20 protein-coding genes and 1 CRISPR repeat array (1 of these 21 only partly in view) are annotated in these 22,147 nt (G+C 39.6%); of the genes, 13 read left to right on the top strand and 7 right to left on the bottom strand.

Annotation, left to right across the window (positions count from 1 at the left end; translation table 11 throughout):
• The first annotated feature begins 336 nt into the window (after window positions 1-336).
• Window positions 337-2,559 (top strand): tetratricopeptide repeat protein, encoded by a 2,223-nt coding sequence (locus ACMX3D_RS06395; protein ID WP_482750610.1) that lies wholly within the window; start codon window positions 337-339, stop codon window positions 2,557-2,559.
• Window positions 2,560-2,589: 30 nt separating this feature from the next.
• On the opposite strand, the gene ACMX3D_RS06390 is transcribed toward ACMX3D_RS06395, so the two are convergent.
• The 3 genes from ACMX3D_RS06390 to ACMX3D_RS06380 form a co-directional block, all read right to left on the bottom strand.
• Window positions 2,590-4,503: a DUF3137 domain-containing protein gene (locus ACMX3D_RS06390; protein WP_482750609.1), complete on the bottom strand. Its 1,914-nt coding sequence runs from the start codon at window positions 4,501-4,503 to the stop codon at window positions 2,590-2,592.
• 38 nt (window positions 4,504-4,541) lie between these two features.
• The gene (locus ACMX3D_RS06385; RefSeq protein ID WP_482750608.1) at window positions 4,542-5,114 is read right to left on the bottom strand and encodes a LemA family protein; all 573 of its coding nucleotides are present in this window, start codon (window positions 5,112-5,114) and stop codon (window positions 4,542-4,544) included.
• A gap of 328 nt (window positions 5,115-5,442) precedes the next feature.
• On the bottom strand, window positions 5,443-6,942 hold the full coding sequence (locus ACMX3D_RS06380; protein WP_482750607.1) for a bifunctional metallophosphatase/5'-nucleotidase: 1,500 nt from the start codon (window positions 6,940-6,942) through the stop codon (window positions 5,443-5,445).
• A 211-nt stretch (window positions 6,943-7,153) separates the two neighbouring features.
• On the opposite strand from ACMX3D_RS06380, the gene ACMX3D_RS06375 reads away from it, so the two are divergent.
• The 6 genes from ACMX3D_RS06375 (at window position 7,154) to ACMX3D_RS06350 (ending at window position 12,563) form a co-directional block, all read left to right on the top strand.
• Entirely contained in the window at window positions 7,154-7,627 is a 474-nt protein-coding gene (locus ACMX3D_RS06375; RefSeq protein ID WP_482750606.1) for a DUF2243 domain-containing protein, read from the top strand.
• Between the two features lie 8 nt (window positions 7,628-7,635).
• Window positions 7,636-8,289, top strand: coding sequence for a DUF4129 domain-containing protein (locus tag ACMX3D_RS06370; protein ID WP_482750605.1), 654 nt, complete (start codon window positions 7,636-7,638; stop codon window positions 8,287-8,289).
• 3 nt (window positions 8,290-8,292) lie between these two features.
• The gene (locus ACMX3D_RS06365) at window positions 8,293-9,381 is read left to right on the top strand and encodes a DUF4350 domain-containing protein (protein ID WP_482750604.1); all 1,089 of its coding nucleotides are present in this window, start codon (window positions 8,293-8,295) and stop codon (window positions 9,379-9,381) included.
• 459 nt (window positions 9,382-9,840) lie between these two features.
• The gene (locus ACMX3D_RS06360; protein ID WP_482750603.1) at window positions 9,841-10,791 is read left to right on the top strand and encodes an AAA family ATPase; all 951 of its coding nucleotides are present in this window, start codon (window positions 9,841-9,843) and stop codon (window positions 10,789-10,791) included.
• A 17-nt stretch (window positions 10,792-10,808) separates the two neighbouring features.
• Window positions 10,809-11,189: a four helix bundle protein gene (locus ACMX3D_RS06355; protein ID WP_482750602.1), complete on the top strand. Its 381-nt coding sequence runs from the start codon at window positions 10,809-10,811 to the stop codon at window positions 11,187-11,189.
• Between the two features lie 54 nt (window positions 11,190-11,243).
• On the top strand, window positions 11,244-12,563 hold the full coding sequence (locus ACMX3D_RS06350; RefSeq protein WP_482750601.1) for a DUF58 domain-containing protein: 1,320 nt from the start codon (window positions 11,244-11,246) through the stop codon (window positions 12,561-12,563).
• A gap of 21 nt (window positions 12,564-12,584) precedes the next feature.
• Here the strand turns inward: ACMX3D_RS06350 and ACMX3D_RS06345 are convergent, their stop codons facing one another.
• Both ACMX3D_RS06345 and ACMX3D_RS06340 read right to left on the bottom strand, forming a co-directional pair.
• Window positions 12,585-13,103: a DUF6174 domain-containing protein gene (locus tag ACMX3D_RS06345; protein WP_482750600.1), complete on the bottom strand. Its 519-nt coding sequence runs from the start codon at window positions 13,101-13,103 to the stop codon at window positions 12,585-12,587.
• A gap of 119 nt (window positions 13,104-13,222) precedes the next feature.
• A complete protein-coding gene (locus ACMX3D_RS06340) occupies window positions 13,223-13,393 on the bottom strand; it encodes a hypothetical protein (protein WP_482750599.1) in 171 nt (56 codons plus the stop codon).
• A 318-nt stretch (window positions 13,394-13,711) separates the two neighbouring features.
• On the opposite strand from ACMX3D_RS06340, the gene ACMX3D_RS06335 reads away from it, so the two are divergent.
• Both ACMX3D_RS06335 and ACMX3D_RS06330 read left to right on the top strand, forming a co-directional pair.
• A complete protein-coding gene (locus ACMX3D_RS06335; protein ID WP_482750598.1) occupies window positions 13,712-14,461 on the top strand; it encodes an SDR family oxidoreductase in 750 nt (249 codons plus the stop codon).
• Window positions 14,462-14,498: 37 nt separating this feature from the next.
• Window positions 14,499-15,719, top strand: a complete 1,221-nt coding sequence (locus tag ACMX3D_RS06330; RefSeq protein WP_482750597.1) for a glutathione S-transferase family protein — start codon at window positions 14,499-14,501, stop codon at window positions 15,717-15,719.
• A gap of 181 nt (window positions 15,720-15,900) precedes the next feature.
• Here ACMX3D_RS06330 and ACMX3D_RS06325 read toward each other — a convergent pair whose 3' ends face one another.
• Window positions 15,901-16,584, bottom strand: coding sequence for a glutathione S-transferase family protein (locus tag ACMX3D_RS06325; protein WP_482750596.1), 684 nt, complete (start codon window positions 16,582-16,584; stop codon window positions 15,901-15,903).
• Window positions 16,585-16,957: 373 nt separating this feature from the next.
• Here ACMX3D_RS06325 and ACMX3D_RS06320 point away from each other — a divergent pair, with 373 nt between their 5' ends.
• Window positions 16,958-17,788 (top strand): dienelactone hydrolase family protein, encoded by an 831-nt coding sequence (locus ACMX3D_RS06320; RefSeq protein ID WP_482752285.1) that lies wholly within the window; start codon window positions 16,958-16,960, stop codon window positions 17,786-17,788.
• Window positions 17,789-17,881: 93 nt separating this feature from the next.
• A complete protein-coding gene (locus ACMX3D_RS06315) occupies window positions 17,882-18,571 on the top strand; it encodes an SDR family NAD(P)-dependent oxidoreductase (RefSeq protein ID WP_482750595.1) in 690 nt (229 codons plus the stop codon).
• 132 nt (window positions 18,572-18,703) lie between these two features.
• Here the strand turns inward: ACMX3D_RS06315 and ACMX3D_RS06310 are convergent, their stop codons facing one another.
• Complete coding sequence (locus ACMX3D_RS06310; protein WP_482750594.1) at window positions 18,704-19,660, bottom strand: stage II sporulation protein M; 957 nt, start codon at window positions 19,658-19,660, stop codon at window positions 18,704-18,706.
• Window positions 19,661-19,780: 120 nt separating this feature from the next.
• Here ACMX3D_RS06310 and ACMX3D_RS06305 point away from each other — a divergent pair, with 120 nt between their 5' ends.
• On the top strand, window positions 19,781-20,635 hold the full coding sequence (locus ACMX3D_RS06305; RefSeq protein WP_482750593.1) for a DUF975 domain-containing protein: 855 nt from the start codon (window positions 19,781-19,783) through the stop codon (window positions 20,633-20,635).
• A 20-nt stretch (window positions 20,636-20,655) separates the two neighbouring features.
• Window positions 20,656-21,438, top strand: a complete 783-nt coding sequence (locus ACMX3D_RS06300) for an RDD family protein (protein ID WP_482750592.1) — start codon at window positions 20,656-20,658, stop codon at window positions 21,436-21,438.
• A 241-nt stretch (window positions 21,439-21,679) separates the two neighbouring features.
• Window positions 21,680-22,147: a CRISPR direct-repeat array (repeat unit 37 nt; unit sequence GTTGAAATTTCAAATAATCCCTATCAGGGATTGAAAC) (it continues 1,538 nt past the right edge of the window).

Raw genomic sequence — 22,147 nt, 5'->3', positions numbered from 1 at the left:
TGTCAACAGCCTATAGTAAGAATATTGATATAGCAGTCGAAGCAGAGATAATGACAAAGACTCATGATCAAACATGGACACTGAGCGACTTTAAAGCCTGTTCCCTGTTCCCTGTTCCCTATTCCCTGCTATAAATATAGCCATGAAATTTTACGTTTGTGCTTGACAATTGCAGTCATAGTTCAATAACGTTCAGTAAAGAAGAATTGTAAGTAGGAAAGCCACTTGCGTGGTGATCCAGGGCTGTGGGAAGATGACCCCGAACTAGGCAGTTTTGCCAACTGAAATGCGCCCTGATAAGGTGATGTACACTGTTTTTTTGGCTATTTAGCCACCATGAGCGTGAATGACCCGGCACACACCGACAATTTTGCTTGGAATCGGCAAGTATATCACCGTTTGAAACTTGCCTTGAGTTTAGGCTTAAGACGACAACTTTTTTTAGCAGTATGTGATGATTTACAGTTACGAAATCAAGTAGCGGCGCGGTTGCACTCTACTTTGGCTTATCCAGTTGGGCAAGTTTTATATCAGCCCCAAGATGGAGTGGAAGCTATCAGTACTCCCGCTTATCCACGATTAGTAACTTTGCGTTTAAATTTAAATGATCCTAATCCCGTAGCGCAGATCAATCAATGGCTGGCTAGTTATCCCCCGCCAATTGTGGGTGCATCCAAAGACAACCCTGGTAGACCTTTACCAATACCGACATTTCAAATTGTGGGTGTAGAACAGCTAACCAAGCAACCAGTAGCAGTTCAACGGTTATTTTTACACTATCTGCGCCTCAGTGAAGAAGCTTTTTCTAGCCAAGAATCTAGCGGATTTCTCGAATCTAGTGTGCTGTTGTGGATATCGCGTCCTTGGTTGTCAGCTATTCAGCAATCAGCACCACAGTTTTGGCGTTGGCGTACTGGTATATTTACCTTTGCTGGAGAACCTACACCAGCAAAACGCAATCTAAATTATCCAGAACGTTTTTCTAATTCGAGAAATTTGGATTTCGGGAGTTTAGAGGGGACTAGTTTAACTGAATCAACAATTGAAGCACAACCCAAAGCCCCGCCAACCACAGAGCCAAAGTTCACAGAAAATGGTACTGTTCCTGTAGAAACAACAGCCAAGCAGGCTAGTAGCGTTTTGAAAATTCCACCTCCACCGCCGGGATTCGTCAAAAATGAGTCTCAAGTGGCAGAATCTCCTGTGAAAGCTAGTGAGACTACTAGCCCTATTCCATCACTGTCTTCTTTGTCGCATATTAGCCAGGAGTTAACAGAGTTAGTATTAGCAACTATTAATGCCAAAATTGCTCAAGAAGAGGAAGATAACTGGCAACCACAACAAATTCTGTTAGAAATTGAACAATTACATATTAAGCAAGCTACAAAAGAAGAGTTGGCAGCAGCTTACCATCAGTTGGGCAACTTATATCGCCTGCGGATTGAACAAGGAAATTCAACCCTAGAAAATTTGATGGTAGCAATTCTGGCTTATCAAGAAGCGATCGCCTATGATGAACAATCACCACAATTACCGGATATTCTCAATGATTTAGGCACACTTTACTGGATGTTGTACCGCACCCCACCCAACGTTGAGGCGGGACAAAATTACATTGAACAGGGAATTGAATTTTATCACTTAGCGTTAAAAATGATTTCACCGCAGACTCACCCAGAAACTTATGCGCGGGTGCAGAATAATCTGGGAACAGCCTACGGTGATTTGGCGAGATTTGCTAACCCATCGGAAAACTGGCAACAAGCGGTGTTAGCTTATATAGAAGCATTACGCTATCGTACTGTTGAGATGGATACGTTAAAGTATGCTGCTTGCCAAAACAACTTAGGTACAGCTTACTGGCATTTGGGACAATATAATCAACCAGTAGTGCATCTCAAAAAAGCGATCGCAGCATATAATCAAGCACTTGCTCACTACAATCCCGAACAGGAACCGCTCAAATATGGGATGATTCAAAATAATATTGGTACTGCTTACTGGAATTTAGCGCAATACGAACAACCAGCCGAGAATCTTCAGCAAGCTATTGATGTTTACTGCGAAGCTTTAAAATATCGCACTGCCGCCACTGTTCCGAGTGCTTGCGCGGCTACGCAAAATAATTTAGCTACAGCTTACTGGCATTTAGCTAACTTGCCGCAAACACCTAAAGAACGCAAGCAAAAGTTACTCAAATTATCAATTATTGCTTACGAAGAAGCCATTGCTTTAGCACATTCTTTGAATGGAATTCCGCTAAGTTTTGATTTGTTTGCTGCTCATAATAACTTAGGATTAGCCCATTATCAGTTAGTTACAGATAATTCTTTTAATGGCGATAAACCCACGCGATCGCACCATTTAGAAGTAGCATTAGATCACCATTTGCAAGCCTTAAATGGATTAAGCAAACAACCAGAAGCTTATCAAACCACCTTTGCTTATGTAATCAAAACAATCCGCGCCTTCCACAACGAATTAGGCATTCAAGGACAAAATCTAGCTTTATCAAAAGTTCCTGGTCAATTATTACCAGAAATTTTGGCAAAGTTGTGAAAAACACGATAAGTAGGGAATTAGTTTATATTATTCTTTTCCCCAAATATGTCTGTTAAGATTCAAATCTTCAACAATATCCAGCATGAGATGTATATTTTCAAAATATTCTCGCATCGGGGCGAAGCTTAATATTGTTTTAAACAGTTTAGGTTCAAAAATATCCTCTGGATACTCAATGGCTATGTAAATCATGCTTTGGACAAATGACACATAAATATTTTTTCGAGCTTTTTTTCTAAATTGAACTAGCTTGGACATCAAATTTGTAGACAAAACATATCTTGCTTCTACTTGGTCATCTCCGTAAACTGTAAAAAATTTTGCAAATTCAGGGTCTTCTAGTTTAATTAATTTTTCTTTTCTATTGTTTAAAGAATTAATATTTGCATTTAATAAATTTGGTAATACTATGGTTTTACCGTTAATTTTTTTATTAAAATCTGCTTGAAAAAATAATCCTTTGAATACAGTATTCCTCGAAACTTCGTTTTTTAAAACTTCTTCTTCAAAATGTCTATAACTTATTTTTTTACCTCGCACTATTCTACTAGCAATATAAGGAATACTTTTAACAAGTTTGATTATTAATAATATTGAATAGAGTGGTAGTAAAAATCCAAAAACCATTCTAATGATAAATGGAGGAACCATCATAGAACGTAACATTTTTAAATGATGGGAAAAACTTAAATATTTTACCCAACGGTGTTGTAATTCAACTTCTGCACAAATTTCGGAAAAAAAGATAGGAGTTTCATTGACTTGCCCAAAAATGCAGTCATTTTGCTGTATTCTATTGGGTTTTAATAAACTTTGAAAAATCTGGCTATGAACGAAAGCCGACATCGTATATTGATTATCTGCTGCGGAAGCGTAACTAGAATAGTTCAGATTTTTATTTGTATTAATAAAATCAAAAATGTTTTGGATAACTTTTGATTTAAACCCATTAGTATAAGTTTCCGTTGCAGAAGTATAAAAGGCAATCCAGCCCCATAAACAAGCTAAAAATCCTAATAAAAATAAAAAGATGACAAAATAAGGTAGGGTGATTTTATTAACCAAGCAAAAAATAATATATTCTACAGGAAAGAACTTAAGTAAAAAGCAAAATATTATAAATATAACACTACTAACTAATAAAACTGATATTAAAGTTTGTTTTCTGGCTGCTTCAAATTCTTTTAAATCATCTACTAAAGTATTTTGACAGAATGTTTTGAATTCAGTTAAACTTCTCATTCTCATTTTGACAGGAGCAGTTTTTTCTTCTGGCTGCATAGTTTGAGATTGAGAAGTTGATTCTGAAACAGTTTCTGAGGATGCGACAGAAGCAGTCGAATTGGCTGGTGCTAAAGTAGAAATAAACTGACGCGCCCAAATCTGCGTTACTTCTTGCTCACTATGAGTAAGTTGTTGACAAAGTGCGATCGCTTTTTCTAATTGTTCATTTCCTTTATAAGCTTTAACCAGCCACATCTGCGCTTGATTATATTCTTTTACTGTTGCATCAGTACCTTGACAATACTCCTCTAACGCTTGAACAGCTTCAGCATAGCGGCGAAATTTTAGGGCTTTATTTCCAGTTGCAAGTAATGCGGTTGCTTGTTCTGATGCGAGAACCGTCCGATTAGGAACTGCTGGAGTTGTTACCGCAGATTCAGCAGGTAAAGATTGAAGAATTCGCTGCGCCCAAGCCTGAATTTGTGCATTATTACTTGCTGCTAGTTTTTGACAGCGCAAACGAGCTTCGTAGTGTTGTTTGGTAAAGTGATATGCTTTGACTAAAGCTGCTTGTGCTTCAAAATATTCCTTAAACTTCTTTTCAGGACTAGTTTCGCAGATTTGACAAAAATTTTCTAACAAACTGACTGCGTCTGAGTAATGCTCTTGCTTGAGAGCTTCTAAGCCTGATTGTAATAGTTCTAAATCAGTCGGCATGAAACTTTCCTATAAAATTTTATAAATCACGTTATGGTTTATTGATTAAACAGATTCCTCACATTCAAATTTTGTTTTTCTTGTGGCGATGCTTGGAATTGAACTTTTAACTGATAGTTCATCCAAGATGCTAAGAAGTTTGTGGGAAACATTTCGATAATATTGTTATATTCAGTAACCGCACTGTTATAAAATCTTCTAGCGGCTGAAATCTGTTCTTCGATTTCGTTGAGTGAATACTGTAACTGAATAAAATGTTCGTTGGTTTTGAGTTCTGGATATGCTTCTACTGCAACTATAATATTGTCTAAACTTCTAGAAATTTGATCTTCGATCGCAACTCTTGTACTTTCACTTACTCGTTCTGATATAACTCTAGTTCTAAGTTTAGCAATTTCTGTTAAAGTTTTCTGCTCAAATTGCATATATTTTTCGGCAACCGCTACAAGATTAGGTATCAAATCCCATCTTTTTTGCAGCAACACATCAATTGTAGAGAAGGCATAATCAACCTGATTTTTTCTTGTAATTAAACTATTGTATAAATTGGCAAATATAAAGGTAATTGTTAGCCAAATAATAAATAATACTAAAGCTGGTGAAATAGACATACTGGTAACTGTAAATATATCAATGGAGTTTGACTCAACCAACTTAGATTTTAGTATCAATTAATGCTAGTTAATAACAGTAGTATTAGGGAATAAATTTCTTAAATTATCAGTTTATTCAGTATAAATAATGAAGAAATATATATTTCGTATGCTTATTTTTAGATTATCATTATTTAATATTCAGGAATTATTCAAACTAAAACATATTATTAACATATCTTGTGTAGAATTACGTAAAATACTAGACAATACTACTCAATTATTCCTGAACAACTACATTAGATCCCCAACATCTTAAAGAAGTCGGGGATTTGAATATCATGAGTCAACGGACAAGAGCAGTTGCTTGTTTTTTTAATTGATCAATTACTGCAAAACGAATATCACGTTTCTCTGCAATTAGCTTCATGTCTGGTTGTTGAAGATTTAAGAAATCTAATCGTTGTTCTTTCCCACTAATTAAGAAGTCATTGATAGCAACTGTATAAGTTTTTTGTAAGTCCAAGAGTTGACCATTAATCAACCAATTTCCTGAAGTTGGTTCTTGAGTAACTTTCGCTGTTTGGAGATAGCCGCCAGTTCCTTTATTCGCCTGTCCTTGATCTAGTACTCTTTTTAAGAGTGTACCTTTCATTTCTACTGCGACAACTTTGCCACCAAAAGGCAATATGCGTATGACATCGTATTGCGTAATTGACCCTGGCGGAATTACATCATCAACTCGAATTGAACCACCATTAAATATAGCTAAATCTGCATTTTGGACTTCTTGCAACATCGCTTCAGTAATTAACTGGGTTAGCAGTGTAGATTTGTTGCGAACACTCGCTTCTAAACCATCTAATGGAACTGAGATTTTAGCAACTTCTTGAGTTGGTTCAAAACCATTGTTACGAAAGGCTTGATAACCCCGGTTTACCCATTGTTTGACTACCTGTGCAGTTTTCGGTTCGTCAGGAATTTTATCGGTAATTGGCATTAAACGTGAGTTAATTTGCAGGCTACGCTTTTTAGTGTCGTAGCGCAATTGATGAACGTAAACTGTACGCGCATTAGCATCGGCTTTGAAAATGGGTGTAAAGTCTCGTCCTCGCCATTGTTGAATATTTTCATGCTCATGACCGCCGAGAATTAAGTCAATTTCTGGTATTGTTTCTGCAAGTATGCGATCGCTTTCTATAGGTAAATGAGTTACAGCAACTAAAATATCGACTTTTCCCTTCAACGCTGCTACCTGCTGTTTAGCCGTCATCAAGGGATCTGCATAACTAACGTACTTAGGTTTATTACTATCGAGAGTGACACCAATTAACCCGACTTTGACTATAGCACCGCGATCGCCTTTAACATTAAATACTATCGACCTAGGAACACCTTTGAAAGGTTGACCTTTACTATCCGATACATTACCAGAAAACCAACGAAACCGAGATTCTTGCAAACGTTGATAAAATAAATTTTCCGGTATGTCAAATTCATGATTACCAAAAGTTGCATAGTCTAAACCTAAAGCATTCATTACAGCTACCATCTGCTGACCCGCTAAAGGTGTATTGTTAATTTTGGCAGTTCCCAACGCCGAAGGACTTAAAAAATCTCCAGCCAACACAGTGTAGGTGCGAGGGTTTGCTTGACGCAGTTGTTTTCTTAAAGTAGCCACACGCGCCAAACCTCCACGTGTTCCGTCCTCCACTGGCGTAATTTCGTAGATGTCATTGAGTTGCAACAAGTTAATATTGACGATTTCAGCAAATACAGGAGTTGCAAAAGTAACTGTAACTAATACCTGTAAAACTATGCTGCACCCATTCCAAATCTGTTTCATATTTTATCGGCGCTGATCTGCGGTTGATTTTATCTAGATAATTGATCAACTCAGTTTTGTCACGCTATTACCTATATTTCAGAAATAATATATAAATTTACAAATAAAAGTTTTAAAAATCTGAAAACCCAGTTAATACCAAAAGATAGAAGATATTCCACACACAACAAATTTATTGTGGTAGCAAAACTTATATCTAAGGTTAATGATTGTGACAAAGAATGAAATTTTCTATCAGCAGCAACCACTGATTGTGGCTGGAATTATCTTGGGTCTTGGGTTAAGTGGCTTTATTGATGGAATTTTGCTGCATCAAATTTTGCAATGGCATCACATGTTGAGTAGTGTTAAACCTTTAACCAACGATTCAAATATAGATTTAAACATGGCCTGGGATGGCTTTTTTCATGTCTTAGACTTTGTGTTGACTGTGACCGGAATCATTCTATTGTGGCGTGCTGGCGGTCGTGAAAATGTTGATTGGTCAGGAAAAACCTTTTTTGGCTCTATACTCATCGGTGCTGGATTATTTGATGTAGTTGAAGGCATTATTGACCACCAAATTCTCGGTATCCATCATGTAAAACCAGGAACAAATCAGTTAGCTTGGGACTTGGGATTTCTCGTATTTGGTGCGTTGCTTGTTTTCGTTGGCTGGATAATGCTACAAAAGAGCAAAAAATAGCATTACTTATGTCCACTGATACCTTTGAAAAAACTAGCTGGAGTTGGCAGTTGTCTCAACTCCAGCAACAAGTCGGCGAATGGATAGAATACCAACTTGACCGCTTTCAAAATTCTTTACCGCGCTTGTCTCCAGGATGGAAAATTAGTCCTTGGTTGAGTAATTTGCTGACGTTGTTGTTTTGGCTGATACTTGCGTTATTTGTGGCTTTCGTGGTTTGGCGCTTGTGGCAAGAATTCAGTCCTTACATATATTCTTGGCTATCTAGGGGAAAAAATTCTTCTGATGCTGCGGCTAAAAATCGCGGCGATGATTTATCTGTAGCACTGTGGCTAGAGCGATCGCAAGAATTTTACCGTCAAGGCAACTACCGAGAAGCTTGTCGTTGTCTTTACTTGGCAATCTTACAACACTTGCATGACACTAAGCTCATCCCTCACAAATTCAGCCGTACCGATGGGGAGTATTTACAATTACTACGTTCCAATGTCACCCCAGTACAACCTTACGAAACTTTAATTACTACCCACGAGCAATTATGTTTTAGCAATGCTGAGATTGTGCCAGAAAATTATCAGCAATGCCAGCAAGCTTACCAAGAAATTGTTAATCAACAAAACAACTCAGCACTCAGCACTCAGCACTCAGCACTCAGCACTTAATTTATGAAAAATTCAAACCGCACTGCTTGGATAGGAGCGATCGCTCTTGGTGTAATAATTATACTTAGCTTATTTGCTGCACCTAACACGAAAATTTACGCTGGGTCTACTTACAGTCGGGCTGCTGATGGCTATGGTGCTTGGTATGCTTATATGCAACAGCAAGGTATTACTATTGGGCGCTGGCAAAAACCTCTTGATGATTTTAAAGATGAAAAAACTCCTGTGACACTGTTACGGGTGAGTAGTTCCCCTAGAGAACCTTATTTAAGGTTTGATGAACATGAATGGGTAGACAAAGGCAATAATCTGGTAGTTTTAGGTGTCAAAACACCCGTGACAGAAGCTAACTTTCACTCTCTGCAACAATCAGCTTTCGGTGATATTAAAATTGCTACGCGACGACGTAATATCAAAGTAGAAAAGCAGCAAATTTCTTTAGGCGATCGCTTTGGTGCTGTGGTTTGGGAAGAAAAAACTGCTAAAGGTAAAGTGATTTTTGCGACTACTCCTTATTTAGCAGCCAATGCCTACCAAGATAATTTAAGTAACTTCCAGTATCTTGCCAGTTTAGTCAACCAAAAAGGCAACAAAATATTTGTAGATGAATATATTCATGGTTATAAAGATGCAGATGTTAGAGAAAGTCAAGGCGAAGGCGACTTATTCAGCTATTTTGCAAAAACACCGCTGTTACCTGCACTAGTTCAAGTAGGAGTTTTACTATTAGTCTTAATTTGGGCAAAAAATCAACGCTTTGGTAAACCAATAGCTTTAGAGACTCCAGTCATAGATAATAGCCAAGCATATATTCAAGCACTGGCGGGAGTATTAGAAAAAGCAGAATCCAGCGACTTTGTTGTCGAAATGCTTGGTAAAGAAGAACAAAAACAACTACAAAAAACTTTGGGATTAGGCACAATACCATTAGAACGTCAAACACTGTTGCAAGTTTGGCAAGAAAAAACAGGCACAAGTGCAGCCGAACTAGATGCAGTCTTAAAATTATCCGCTCGAAAACAACGCATCAGTGAACGAGAACTGTTAAGTTGGTTGGCAAAATGGCGAAACCTGAAGGAAATTCAAAAATAAACCAGGAGTCAGAATACTCAACCCATCAACAAAGAAAGTTTTAAATCAACATGAGTTTGATGGATTAGATTTAACTTCTGTCCAAACGTCTCTTCTATAAAGCTACCGTGTATACACAAGTATTTTATAGTTGTCGCGCCAGTAGAGTAAGTTAATTTTTACAAGTCGATGCATTAACATTGCAAGTCAATGCATTAACATTGCAGGTCAATGCAATAACAATGTGAAGCGATACATTAACATTGCAGGTCAATGCAATAACAATGTGAGGCGATGCATTAACATTGCAGGTCAATGCAATAACAATGCGAGGCGATGCATTAACACATTACCAAGTAACGGGACTTGTGTTTACACCGTAGGTTATAGGAGAAGAAAACTGGAAGAGAGAGGTTTGTCAAACTCACGTTAATTTTAGGCGTTGTCCAGAATCGATACTAAATTCTTATTGATAAAATTATGAGCCAAAATCATTCTGTTTTAATTGAACTTGAACAAAAGCTAAATCAAATCATCGTCGGACAATCTAGCCTTATACAGCAGTTGCTAGTGGCGTTGTTAGCAGGCGGACACGTAATTTTAGAAGGTGTACCAGGAACAGGTAAAACACTATTAGTCAAAGTTTTAGCGCAGTTAATTCAAGGTGACTTTCGTCGCATACAACTTACCCCCGATGTTTTACCATCAGATATTACTGGGACAAATATTTTTGACTTAAATACTCGCAGTTTTACACTCAAAAAAGGGCCAGTCTTTACCGAAGTACTGCTTGCAGATGAAATTAACCGCACTCCACCCAAAACACAAGCGGCGCTGTTAGAAGCAATGGAAGAAATGCAAGTTACTTTAGATGGTGAAAGTTTACCCTTGCCAGATTTATTTTGGGTAATTGCAACACAAAACCCTTTAGAATTTGAAGGTACTTATCCTTTACCAGAAGCGCAGTTAGACAGATTTTTATTCAAACTATTAGTAGATTATCCTGACCAATCCGCAGAAAAACAAATGTTACTCAATCGTCAAGCAGGTTTTGCAGCGCGACGTATAGATATTAGTCGTTTACAACCAGTAGCAACAGTAGCTGATATTTTACAAGCACGACAAGAAGTTAAACAAGTGCAAGTATCTGAGAAGATTATCGATTATCTCTTAGGTTTAGTGAGAGCTTCGCGTCAATTTCCCGATTTAGCTTTAGGCGCATCACCCCGCGCGGCTGGTGCTTGGTTGCAAACATCGCAAGCAGCCGCATGGTTAGCTGGACGTGATTTTGTCACACCAGATGATGTCAAAGCTGTAGCTTCACCACTGTTGCGTCATCGCTTACTTCTCAAACCAGAAGCAATGCTAGATGGCTTACAAATTGATGCAATTATTGCGTCAGTAATTAATCAAGTACAAGTACCAAGATGAAGTGTGAAGTATGAAGTATGAAAGAGGAAAAGCCTGGTGCTTGGGATATTCGGGAAAGGTCGTTTGAATATGTGTTACGTGCGGTTAAATTATATCAGTTTTTGCAAGAAGGAAAAGACCAAGCGGGTTGGATTATTGGTAAACAATATCTTAGATCAGCAACTTCAATAGGAGCTAACCTTGAAGAAGCTAAATCAGGAGAAAGTAAAGCAGACTTTATTCATAAATATAGTATTGCTCAAAAAGAAGCTAGAGAAAGTTTATACTGGCTTCGCATTCTAAATAAATCAGAAATTGTTTCTAGCCAACGCTTACTACCCCTAATGAATGAAACAGAAGAAATAATTGCCGTAATCACAACTATCATCGTGAAAGCCAAAAGAAACAAACCCTCTTAATTTCATACTTCATACTTCACACTTCATACTTCAAATCACTTCATACTTCAAAAAATGGTTGCTTCTAAAAGAGTTTATTTTTTATTGATATCAGGAATTGCGATCGCACCAATCCTATCCCTATTTCTCTCCATTCCCGTCACCATCGCCATCACTTTATTATTTGATGCGATCGTTCTAGCGCTAATGATTGTGGATGGTGTGCGAGTCCGGCCTTTGCGTGTGCAAATAAAGCGCGAATTACCGCAACGGTTATCTATTGGGCGAGATAATCCGGTGATGCTGACGGTAACAGCCGCAAACACTGACGCAATTATTCAAATTCGTGATTACTACCCCCCAGAATTTGGCGTATCTACACCAACACTCAGCGCCATTATTCCCGCCAACACTACGCAAGAATTAACCTACACTGTCCACCCGACAGGGCGCGGCGAATTTCCTTGGGGGAATATTCAAGTGCGACAGTTGGGGACTTGGGGGTTAGCTTGGCATGATTGGCAGATACCGCAAAGTGTTTCAGTCAAAGTTTATCCTGATTTAATTGGGTTGCGATCGCTCTCAATCCGCCTCACTTTACAATCATCTGGTTCAATTCGCCAATCTCGGCGTATGGGTATCGGTACAGAGTTTGCAGAACTGCGTAACTACCGCACAGGTGATGATTTACGGTTTATTGATTGGAAAGCTACCGCCCGTCGCACTGGTGGTAATACACCGCCTTTGGTGAGGGTGTTGGAACCAGAACAAGAGCAAACCTTAATAATTTTATTAGATCGCGGTCGGTTGATGACGGCACGAGTTCAAGGCTTACAGCGATTTGATTGGGGTTTGAATGCTACTTTATCTTTAGCATTAGCAGGGTTACATAGAGGCGATCGCGTCGGCGTGGGTGTATTTGACAATCAAATGCACACCTGGGTTTCTCCAGAACGCGGACAATCTCATCTAGGTAAGTTAATTGATTATTTGACTCCAATTCAACCAGTTTTACTAGAATCTGATTATTTAGGCGCTGTTACCAATGTTGTGCAACGGCAAACTCGCCGCGCCCTTGTAGTAGTAATCACTGATTTAGTCGATGTAACTGCTTCTACAGAACTATTAGCTGCACTTTCGCGATTAGCACCGCGTTATCTACCATTCTGTGTCACCCTGCGAGATCCCCAAGTTGATCGCTTGGCGCATACATTTACTCAAGAAGTCACAGCCGCTTATAGTCGTGCTGTTGCCCTAGATTTATTAGCACAACGTCAAGTTGCTTTTGCCCAGCTAAAGCAAAAAGGTGTCTTAGTACTTGATGCACCAGCAAATCAAATTACTGATCAGTTAGTTGAACGATATCTGCAATTAAAAGCACGGAATCAATTGTAGCGGTTTAACATCGCCACATCTCTACAATTGTTGAAAATTTTCAATTGTTAAGAACAGTTCCTCATCAGCTTGTTGAAAGCTGTAGTCAATGTTGATTTGGGTGGGATAGCCAAGTGCAGAGTTGTATTGCACATCAATATTGTCTGCTTTACGAGCGATCGCATCAGCAATCACATTAAATAATTTCGGAATTGTTTTATATCTTTCAAAAAATTCTGGGTTACTAACTGGCTCACCTGTCGTTGTGGTAATAGATGTTGTGATGCCATTTTGAACTGTAATGACTACAGGCCCTCTAGCTTCGGGTATACAAAAGCAACTATTAGATAGTGTATAGCGGTAATTTTTGATATTTTGCTGATTCCATAACCTGCGGTTAATTCTTAATTGTCTTAAATCTTTGCCTGCTGCTTTTTGTGTTGTCTGTAGAATAGGTTGAGATATAGCAGGGGCATTTAAACTTAAAGGCATTAATAATGCGGCGCTAATCACAACAGGCCAGCGCAGTTGCATCCACTGAATTTCTAAATTTTTCAACATTGATTAATCTCCAAGTGTTTTTGCTGTCACAGCGCTTTGCAAAACACCTCAGAATTTAAACTTAACAAATTAGCTTGTCAAGTTATCCAGGCTACAAAAATACAAATATTAGCTAGATATTAGCTACCAGCTTCGACAGCATTTAGCCGCTTTGTCGGCACTTCCCATATATCTTGTTTGATTTGGTCTTTTTCAACTAATAGCTGAATTTTAATTGGCAATTTTAACGATGGTTTTACAGTCCAAAATACTTCATCCAATAATTCTCTTTCTAAAGTAATAGAGATCATTGGTTACTCCTTTATAGATTTCAGCTTGTAAATTCTTCCAAAAATTAGCAGTCAATAAATACCTAAGCGATTGATTAGTAAGCTCTTTGATAGATGAACTTTATCCACTCTAGATAAAACATTAAATAAACACTGCTTATCTATTTATCAAAATGCTTTGCTAATTTGTTTTAAGTAAAATACGATAAATCGATAAACAAACCGTATATTATGAATATACTTTCTCATAGACTGTTCTAAAAATCAAGTTATTAGCAATGGAACAAAGCAATTTATTGATGAATACAAGTGATGTGAAGTGTTAATTAGGACAAACAGATGGTCGGCAAACTAGAAGAAAAAGTAGTAATTATTACAGGAGCTTCCGCTGGTATAGGTGAAGCAACAGCGATCGCCCTAGCAGCGGAAGGAGCGCAAGTAGTAATTGCAGCTAGGCGTTCAGACCGTTTAGAGGCAGTAGCACGACGGATTGCCGAGAGTGGCGGTAAGGCATTACCGATAGTGGCAGATGTTACCGATGAAACTCAAGTAAAAAATTTAGTAGAAAAAGCGATCGCCACCTTTGGACGCATCGATATCTTAGTCAATAATGCCGGGATTGCAGTTATTGGCAACATTGATGGCGGTAATACAGCAAATTGGCGAAAGATGATTGATGTCAACATCTTGGGAGTGCTTTATGCAACACACGCCGTTTTGCCGATTTTGAAAGCGCAAAATTCTGGACATATTGTCAACATCTCCTCAGTGGCGGGTCGCACAGCCAGGGCTGGTATTGGGATCTACAACGCCACTAAATGGGGTGTGAATGGTTTCTCAGAAGCCTTGCGTCAAGAAGTTTGCAAACAAAACATCCGCGTCACCATCATCGAGCCAGGTTTGGTTGATACAGAAATCAACGACCATATTGACGATCCCATCATCAAGCAGCGTAGTGAAGAACGACGTAAAACCGTCACCCCACTACAAAGCGAAGATATAGCCGCCGCTATTGTCTATGCAGTGACTCAACCGCCACGGGTGAATGTCAACGAAATCCTCATTCGCCCCACACAACAGGACTGGTAACAGACTAAGCAAAATTTTTGAAATAGCAAAAATAAAAATGACAACTCAAACGACAGTATCTACCTGGGAAAATTTATGGGAAATTGCCCAAAAACACACCCCAGCGCGGCGGGTGCGTAGACCAGGACAGTCCCCTTCTACTGCGCCCATTCCCAGTAGTCTGCATAAACTACCACCAGAGACAACACCACCCGTATTACTTTACCGGGATACAAATTCTTGGTGTCCTTTCTGTGAAAGAGTTTGGTTTGCCTTAGAAGAAAAAGAAATTCCCTTTGAGACAGAGTTTATTGACCTAAGCAATAAACCCAAATGGTATACCGATTTAGTTCCCACAACCCTTGTCCCAGCGGCTAAAATTGAAGGTCAGTTAGTTTACGAATCCAAAGATATTCTTTTAGCTTTAGAAGCACAATTTCCTAGTCCGTCACTACTTCCTGAAGACCCAGAAGAAAACGCCGTTGCTAGACAGTGGGTGGAAGATGCAGAAACCAATGGTTTTCGCAATCTTGCCTATAAATTCTTGAGAGAAACTCCCACCGATGCGGATGAGTTAGCCAACTTACAAGCTACCTTTGAAGCGAAGTTAGAAGAACTTGAGCAAACTTTGGGCAAATATCCAGGCCCTTACTTTTTATCAACTTTTAGCTTAGTTGATATTATGTATAGTCCTCATCTAGACAGACTGGCGGCGAACTTACCTGTGTATCGGGGCTATCACATCAAAGGAAATTCCCGCTTCCCTCGGATTAATGCTTGGTTTGCAGCATTAAATGAACGCCCCGCCTATCATCGGGTGAGGTCAGACAGTACCACCAACAATTTACTTTTGCGGCGGAGATTTGGTGTTGAACCAACTGGGAATGCTTTACCTTTGGATGCAGCAGACAGCGAAGCTATTCAATATCGAGCCGAAGCAGCTGAAAGACTCAGCGATAACCATGAAGCTGCGATCGCAGATATTATCAAAAATTCAGGCGTGCAAGCATTAGCAACAGATGGTGATATTACCGCAATCAAAGAAGCAGTGGATTTGCATCTGAGATTACTGGCAGAATATTTGATTAGTGGTGATAGCGCACCCTTACCAGGCGGGCGGACTGGTGGCAAAAACAGTATAGAAACAACAGTATCAGCAGTTGGTGCGATCGCCCTGGCCTATGTCAGAAATCGTGTTTGTGCGCCCCGTGATATGAGTGCCGGTGCAGCCACTGCATTCCGAGCAGCAGCTGATAAAGTGTTGGCATCTTTGTATTAATCAGGGAGTGGTGAATAGGGAATAGGGAGTAGAAATTACTACTCCCTAAATTAACCGTAACCGCAAATTGTAGAACCTACTCTGAAGAAAAAACTTGTTTACGCCGCGTAAAAAACTAGTGTTCGTAACTCAATGCTTTCTCGTGGTGGTGCATCTGTTGCCTGTCCCCTTTGAATAATTCTTACTTTTGAGCCACTGCAACACCATTAGGTTCACCAAGAATCTTGGCAAATCTTTGCAAATAGAAATCCACAGGATTTGCTACTGCTTTGACCGACTCACGATTTTGCACTGCATTCCACCATTGCTGTAAGCGAGGTGTTTCCGTTGGTAATGTGAACTTGCGGAAGTGTTCGAGGACGGGTAAACGCTCAAACCAGGGATAAAAGCTGATATCAACTAAACTTAACTGCTCACCAAACCAGTAAGGGCCATTACCAGAAAGTTTACCTAATCCCTCTTGCTCAATGTATAAAAGAGCTTCAGTAAATTCTTTTCGCCCTTGTTCTTGTTCTTGAGCATCTTTACCACGCAGGAATTTGTTAAACGCAGGGACAAAGCGAGTATTGGCATAGTCAATCCAAATTCGAGCGATCGCTTTTGTCGTAGGATCATGAGGTAATAAAGCTGGCTCTGGAAAAACTTCTTCTAAATATTCATTAATAATGGCAGATTCATAAATTTCGACATCACCATGCTTGATTGCCGGAACCTTGCCATAGCGCGAAATCTGCGTGAACTCAGATGGTTTGTTCTGTAAGTCAATTTCAATCGGGGTAAAGTCGATACCTTTTTCTAGCAAAACTACGCGGGTTCTCTGGGAGAAGGTAGAGGCTTTGGCAAAGTAAAGTTGTAGGTTACTCATGAAATGTTCCCTCAGATGAAATACGACGGACTATGGCAATTTAAATGTCAGCCTCAAGCTCCAGCAAACTCCAGTTTACTTGTTGAGCCATTAAATTACGTTAATTCTATAGATTTACCGTAGAATAATCAAAAGTATTGCACATACTTTGGTGAAATACAAGCCAAATATTTAGCTATCAACTCGCTCTAGTCCGTGAGAACATACGTATGACTATAAAAAACCCTTACACCCCTTGACCCTTCTACTCGGCCAAATATGTAATACTTAGCAATAATGATTATTAGTAAATCTAACTATTACCCGTCTCTGATGGCTGGTTACAGTCAGGTAATTTTTTACATCAAAACATCGACCAAAACCAGATATGATGATGAAAGAAATATCACGTCGCCAATTTATCGCCACTGCCTCCCTAACGACAGGCTTTGTGTTAGCAGTACAGCCTGTGTTTGCCAAAGTGATTACCACCGATAGCAAGGGACTAACAGCTGGCGCGGTGAAAATTCCGGTTAAAAATGGCGAAATCCCTGCCTACAGAGCCGTACCTACGAAAGGTGAAAATTTCCCGATTGTTTTGGTGATTCAAGAAATTTTTGGTGTACACGAGCATATTCAGGATGTTTGCCGTCGTTTTGCCAAATTGGGGTATTTAGCGATCGCACCAGAATTATTCGTGCGTCAAGGCGATGTGTCAAAATTAAGCAACATAGACGAAATTCGGCAAGTAGTCAGCAAAGTTCCAGATGAGCAAGTACTATCAGACCTTGATCAGACAGTAAACTGGGCAGTGAAATCTGCAAAGGGTAATGCCAATAGAATCGGAATTACAGGCTTTTGTTGGGGTGGACGCATTACATGGCTGTACGCTGCACATAATCCCCAAGTCAAAGCAGGTGTAGCGTGGTATGGAAGACTAGTAGGCAATAGTACTGAACTGACACCCAAACATCCCGTAGATATTGCATCAACCTTAAAAGTGCCTGTACTGGGACTTTACGGCGGTAAAGATACAGGAATTCCTTTAGATACAGTAGAACAAATGCGCGATCGCCTCAAATCCAGCAGCAGCAAATCTGAAATTATTGTCTACCCAGATGCACCCCACGCCTTTTTCGCAGATTATCGCCCATCCTACCGCGAAGCAGAAGCAAAAGAAGGCTGGCAAAAACTCCAAGCGTGGTTTAAGCAGTATGGCGTGTGATATTGTGTCCCGCGAAAAACTCATCAATAGCTGAAATAGCCAGACAAAAACTAGTAAATTAAACCTGAAAGCTGATCAGGAGAAATTAAGGCAATGGCAACCACTGCATTAATTGTCGGTGCTGGTGATGGACTGAGCGCATCCTTAGCGCGTCTATTCGCAGGTGAAGGAATGAGCATTGGTTTAGCAGCACGACGCATTGATAAGCTCAGTAAATTGTCTCAAGAGATTGGCGCAGTTAGTTTTGCTTGTGATGCTTCTCAACCAAACGAAGTAAACCAACTGTTCAACGATGTAGAACAAAAACTGGGAGCGCCAACCGTTGTGATTTATAATCCGAGTTTGCGAGTCACAGGGCCACTGATTGAACTTGACCCCAGCGAGGTTGCTAAATCTCTGGAAGTTACTGCTTATGGTGGCTTTTTAGTAGCTCAAGCCGCAGCTAAACGGATGTTGAAATTAGGCGAAGGCGCAATTTTCTTTACAGGTGCATCGGCTAGTGTCAAAGGTTATCCGCGTTCTGCACCGTTTGCGATGGGTAAATTTGCCTTGCGGGGTTTAGTGCAAAGCATCGCGCGGGAACTAGCACCGCAGAATATTCATGTAGCGCACTTTATTATTGATGGTGTGATTCGTTCGGCGAAATATCAAGAACCAGCAGATAAGCCTGATAGTTTACTAGATCCTGATGCGATCGCTCAAACTTACCTCAACATTCTCCGCCAACCCCGCAGTGCTTGGACATGGGAAGTTGAATTACGACCTTGGGTGGAAACATTTTGATATATAGTAATCTGATTTGATTTCTGAACTTACTCGTGAAGGTAGGGAACAGGGAACGGGGAATAGAAAGTGTACCTAGCCTCGCAAAAATCAAATAGAAGTCCTATAGTAATGGCGTACAGATGTACGCCATTACTCATGATGTTTGCGGTTACAGTACAACACTAGAAACACAAATAATCCTAGTCCAGCTAGGTATTTAATTGGATCTGGCACATTAGGGTTAGGAGAAAAAAAGCCTTCAATCGTACCAGCAATAATCAACATTGGTACAATGCCAAAAACTAATTGTGCAGCTTGAGAACCATAGAACTTTAAAGCATCACCACGACGATATTTACCAGGAAACAAAATTGCTTTTGCTAATAACAAACCAGCACCGCCAGCAAAAAAGATAGCTGGTAACTCCAGAGAACCGTGAGGAAATACAAAAGCCCAAAAAGGGTAAGCCAGATTATTTTGACCGACTAAAGTACCAACAGCACCAATTAATAAACCATTGAAGACCATTAAATAAGTTGTGTATGCTCCCGCCGTGATTCCACCAGCAACCGCACCAAAAGATACGGAAAGATTATTAATCATGATGCTGCTGGATGCTAACGGTTCAACTCCTACAATCGACCCCATCCATAATTTATGCTCATCGCGTACTTGAGAAATTAAGTGTTGCGGTACTATCAGCGACATAAATGTTGGGTCTTGCCAAGCATACCACCAAGCCACCACAGCCCCCAGCAAAAACAAAGCTGTAGCCGTAGCAATGTAAGGAAACGTTTGCTGCACCACAGATGGTAAGCCCCAACGGTAAAATTCCAGCGCCGCCCGCCATTCTTGACGACGTGAACCTTGGTAAATCTGTGTGTAAGCACGAGTTGTTAAAATTTGTAGACTGTGGATTAAAGTTTGACCAACTTGTTGTGTACGGGCGCGTGCTAAATCAGCTGCTACTGAACGATATAAACTAGCTAATTCTCTAATTTCCTCTGCCCGTGCTGATTTCAGCCCTTTTTTTTCTACTTGCTTTAATAAGGCATCCAAACGCTGCCAATTTGGTTCTCGTCGTGCAATCCAACGTTGAATATTCATATAGTCAGTGGGAAGTAGGGAGTAGGAATTACGAATTACGAATTACGAATTACGAATTGCTATAACGTACCTTAAGATAGCCACAAATTTACCACTGTACTTTCAAGGAAATTTAGCATCATGTCTGGAAACATTGGTTCTCCCAGCCCTATGCAACCACTCAGTGTAGGGAATGTGGTTAGTGCTGGAATGCGGCTGTATCGTTCTCATCTGAAAGATTATTTTTTACTGGCATTGCGAGCTTACGTGTGGCTACTGATTCCAATTTATGGATGGGCAAAATTTTATGCCCTAACAGCACTGATTTCTCGCCTAGCTTTTGGCGAATTAGTCAATCAACCTGAGAGTATGTCATCGGGTGAGCGCTTTGTCAATTCTCGATTGTGGCAGTTTTTGCTGACGATTTTGTTAATGTTTCTAGTAGGTATTGGTGTTGGCATAGGTGCGTTAATTTTATTTACACTGTTAGGTGTTTTATCAGCAGCATTAGTTGGAGGAGTTGCTCAACAAGGAAATCCTGCCAGCTATGTTTTATTTGTGGTTATAGGTGTTGTGATAGGTATTGCGGCTTTTGTGGCAGTTTTGTGGCTTTTAACCAGATTTTACTTAGTTGAAGTACCCTTAGCTATTGAAGATAATGTTGAGGCTACATCAACTATTAGCCGCAGTTGGGAGTTAACCCAGGGTTACGTTTGGCGAATTTTATTTATTTCGTTTGTGGCCTTTTTGATTACAATACCTATTCAAATTGCAGTTCAGATTATTTCTACTATTCTTCAGTTTGCTTTTTTGCCATTAATTAGAGAAAATTCTGGATTTTTTACTCTAGTTTATTTTGTACTAGCTCTGGCTTTAAGTTTCACTGGTGGTGCTTTGATTCTGCCGTTTTGGCAAACAGTCAAAGCGGTGATTTATTATGACCTACGCAGCCGTCGTGAAGGGTTAGGCTTGCAGTTACGCGATCGCGAAATTTAAAAACTAGTACAAATATTATTATGGATATTTTTAACCGCGTTAAATTCCGCACCCCCGAAAGTGTCGAACTAGAATTTACACTCGCTGGTATAGGGAACCGTGCTTGGGCTTTACTAATTGACTATTTAGTATTAGCCGGAATTTTAGTACTATGCATCTATACCTGGATTACAATTTCTGGTCAGTTAGCTGATTTTTGGCAAGATAACAATACTTTTGGTTCCCAACTTGGACTTTGGTTAATTGCCATTACCTTCTTAATTCTCTTCGGAATTTACGCTGGTTATTTCGTATTTTTTGAAACTTTGTGGCAAGGACAAACCCCAGGAAAACGCTTGGTTAAAATTCGTGTCGTTCGAGATGATGGTAGACCTGTTGGGTTAGCACAAGCAACTTTACGTGCCTTACTGCGACCTTTAGACGAATTTTTATTTTTGGGGGCTTTTTTAATTATGTTTAGCCGCCGAGAAAAACGGCTTGGTGATTGGGCGGCTGGTACAATTGTGATTGAGTCCCAAACAGCCACGGCATCGGCGACATTCACAATTTCCGAACAAGCTAGGTTACTGTATACAGAATTGCTAGGCATTGCCGATTTATCACAACTATTACCAGATGATTTTGCCGTAATTCGGGAATATTTACAGCGACGCAGCGCAATGACCCCAAAATCAAGAATTGCACTTGCTTCTAAATTAACTCAGCAGGTTGCAGCAATTGTGAACTTAGACAAATTGCCAGAAGTTCCTCCTGATGTATTCTTAGAGGCTGTGTACTTAGCTTATCAACACAAAGAGTTCTAAAATTTTTTGGCTGGATGCGCGGATGGGTTGGTGTAGAAAATTAAGCTTGCAGAAAAATCATTGTGTTCCTTCCAGTACAAGCCTTTGCAGAAAAATTTAATTAAAACTATCCGCGCACCTTACATAGACTAGGTTTCAGCATTTTTGCGTAAATTAATTTAAATTTTGAGATGATAAAATCAGACCATCCGCGAAACCGAACCTTGAAAACCAAATACAGATTAGTTTTCCGGCTTCCGCTGTTGAAATTTCAAATAATCCCTATCAGGGATTGAAACGAAAGTGTCTAGCCCTTCCCTAATTATTTCTTCTGCTAAGGTTGAAATTTCAAATAATCCCTATCAGGGATTGAAACCATCAAACATACTTAAGCGAAAAGATTTTAAAAATTATACCAAGTTGAAATTTCAAATAATCCCTATCAGGGATTGAAACTTAGCAGAGCTAATCTAAAAAACTTGTGCTTTATGTTGAAATTTCAAATAATCCCTATCAGGGATTGAAACTTGGGAATCGACAACAGTGATATCGAGAAGGCAGTTGAAATTTCAAATAATCCCTATCAGGGATTGAAACTTTCCCGTTGTTAGTAAAGCATTATTAAGCTTGCGTTGAAATTTCAAATAATCCCTATCAGGGATTGAAACGTTGCAGTGTTGCTTGCTGTACTAGCAAGCCCTTTTGGGTTGAAATTTCAAATAATCCCTAT

Source organism: Anabaena sp. TISTR 8404, from assembly GCF_056847745.1.
The sequence above is the reverse complement of the archived record's forward strand: the minus strand, read 5'-3'. Positions and strand labels throughout refer to the sequence as shown.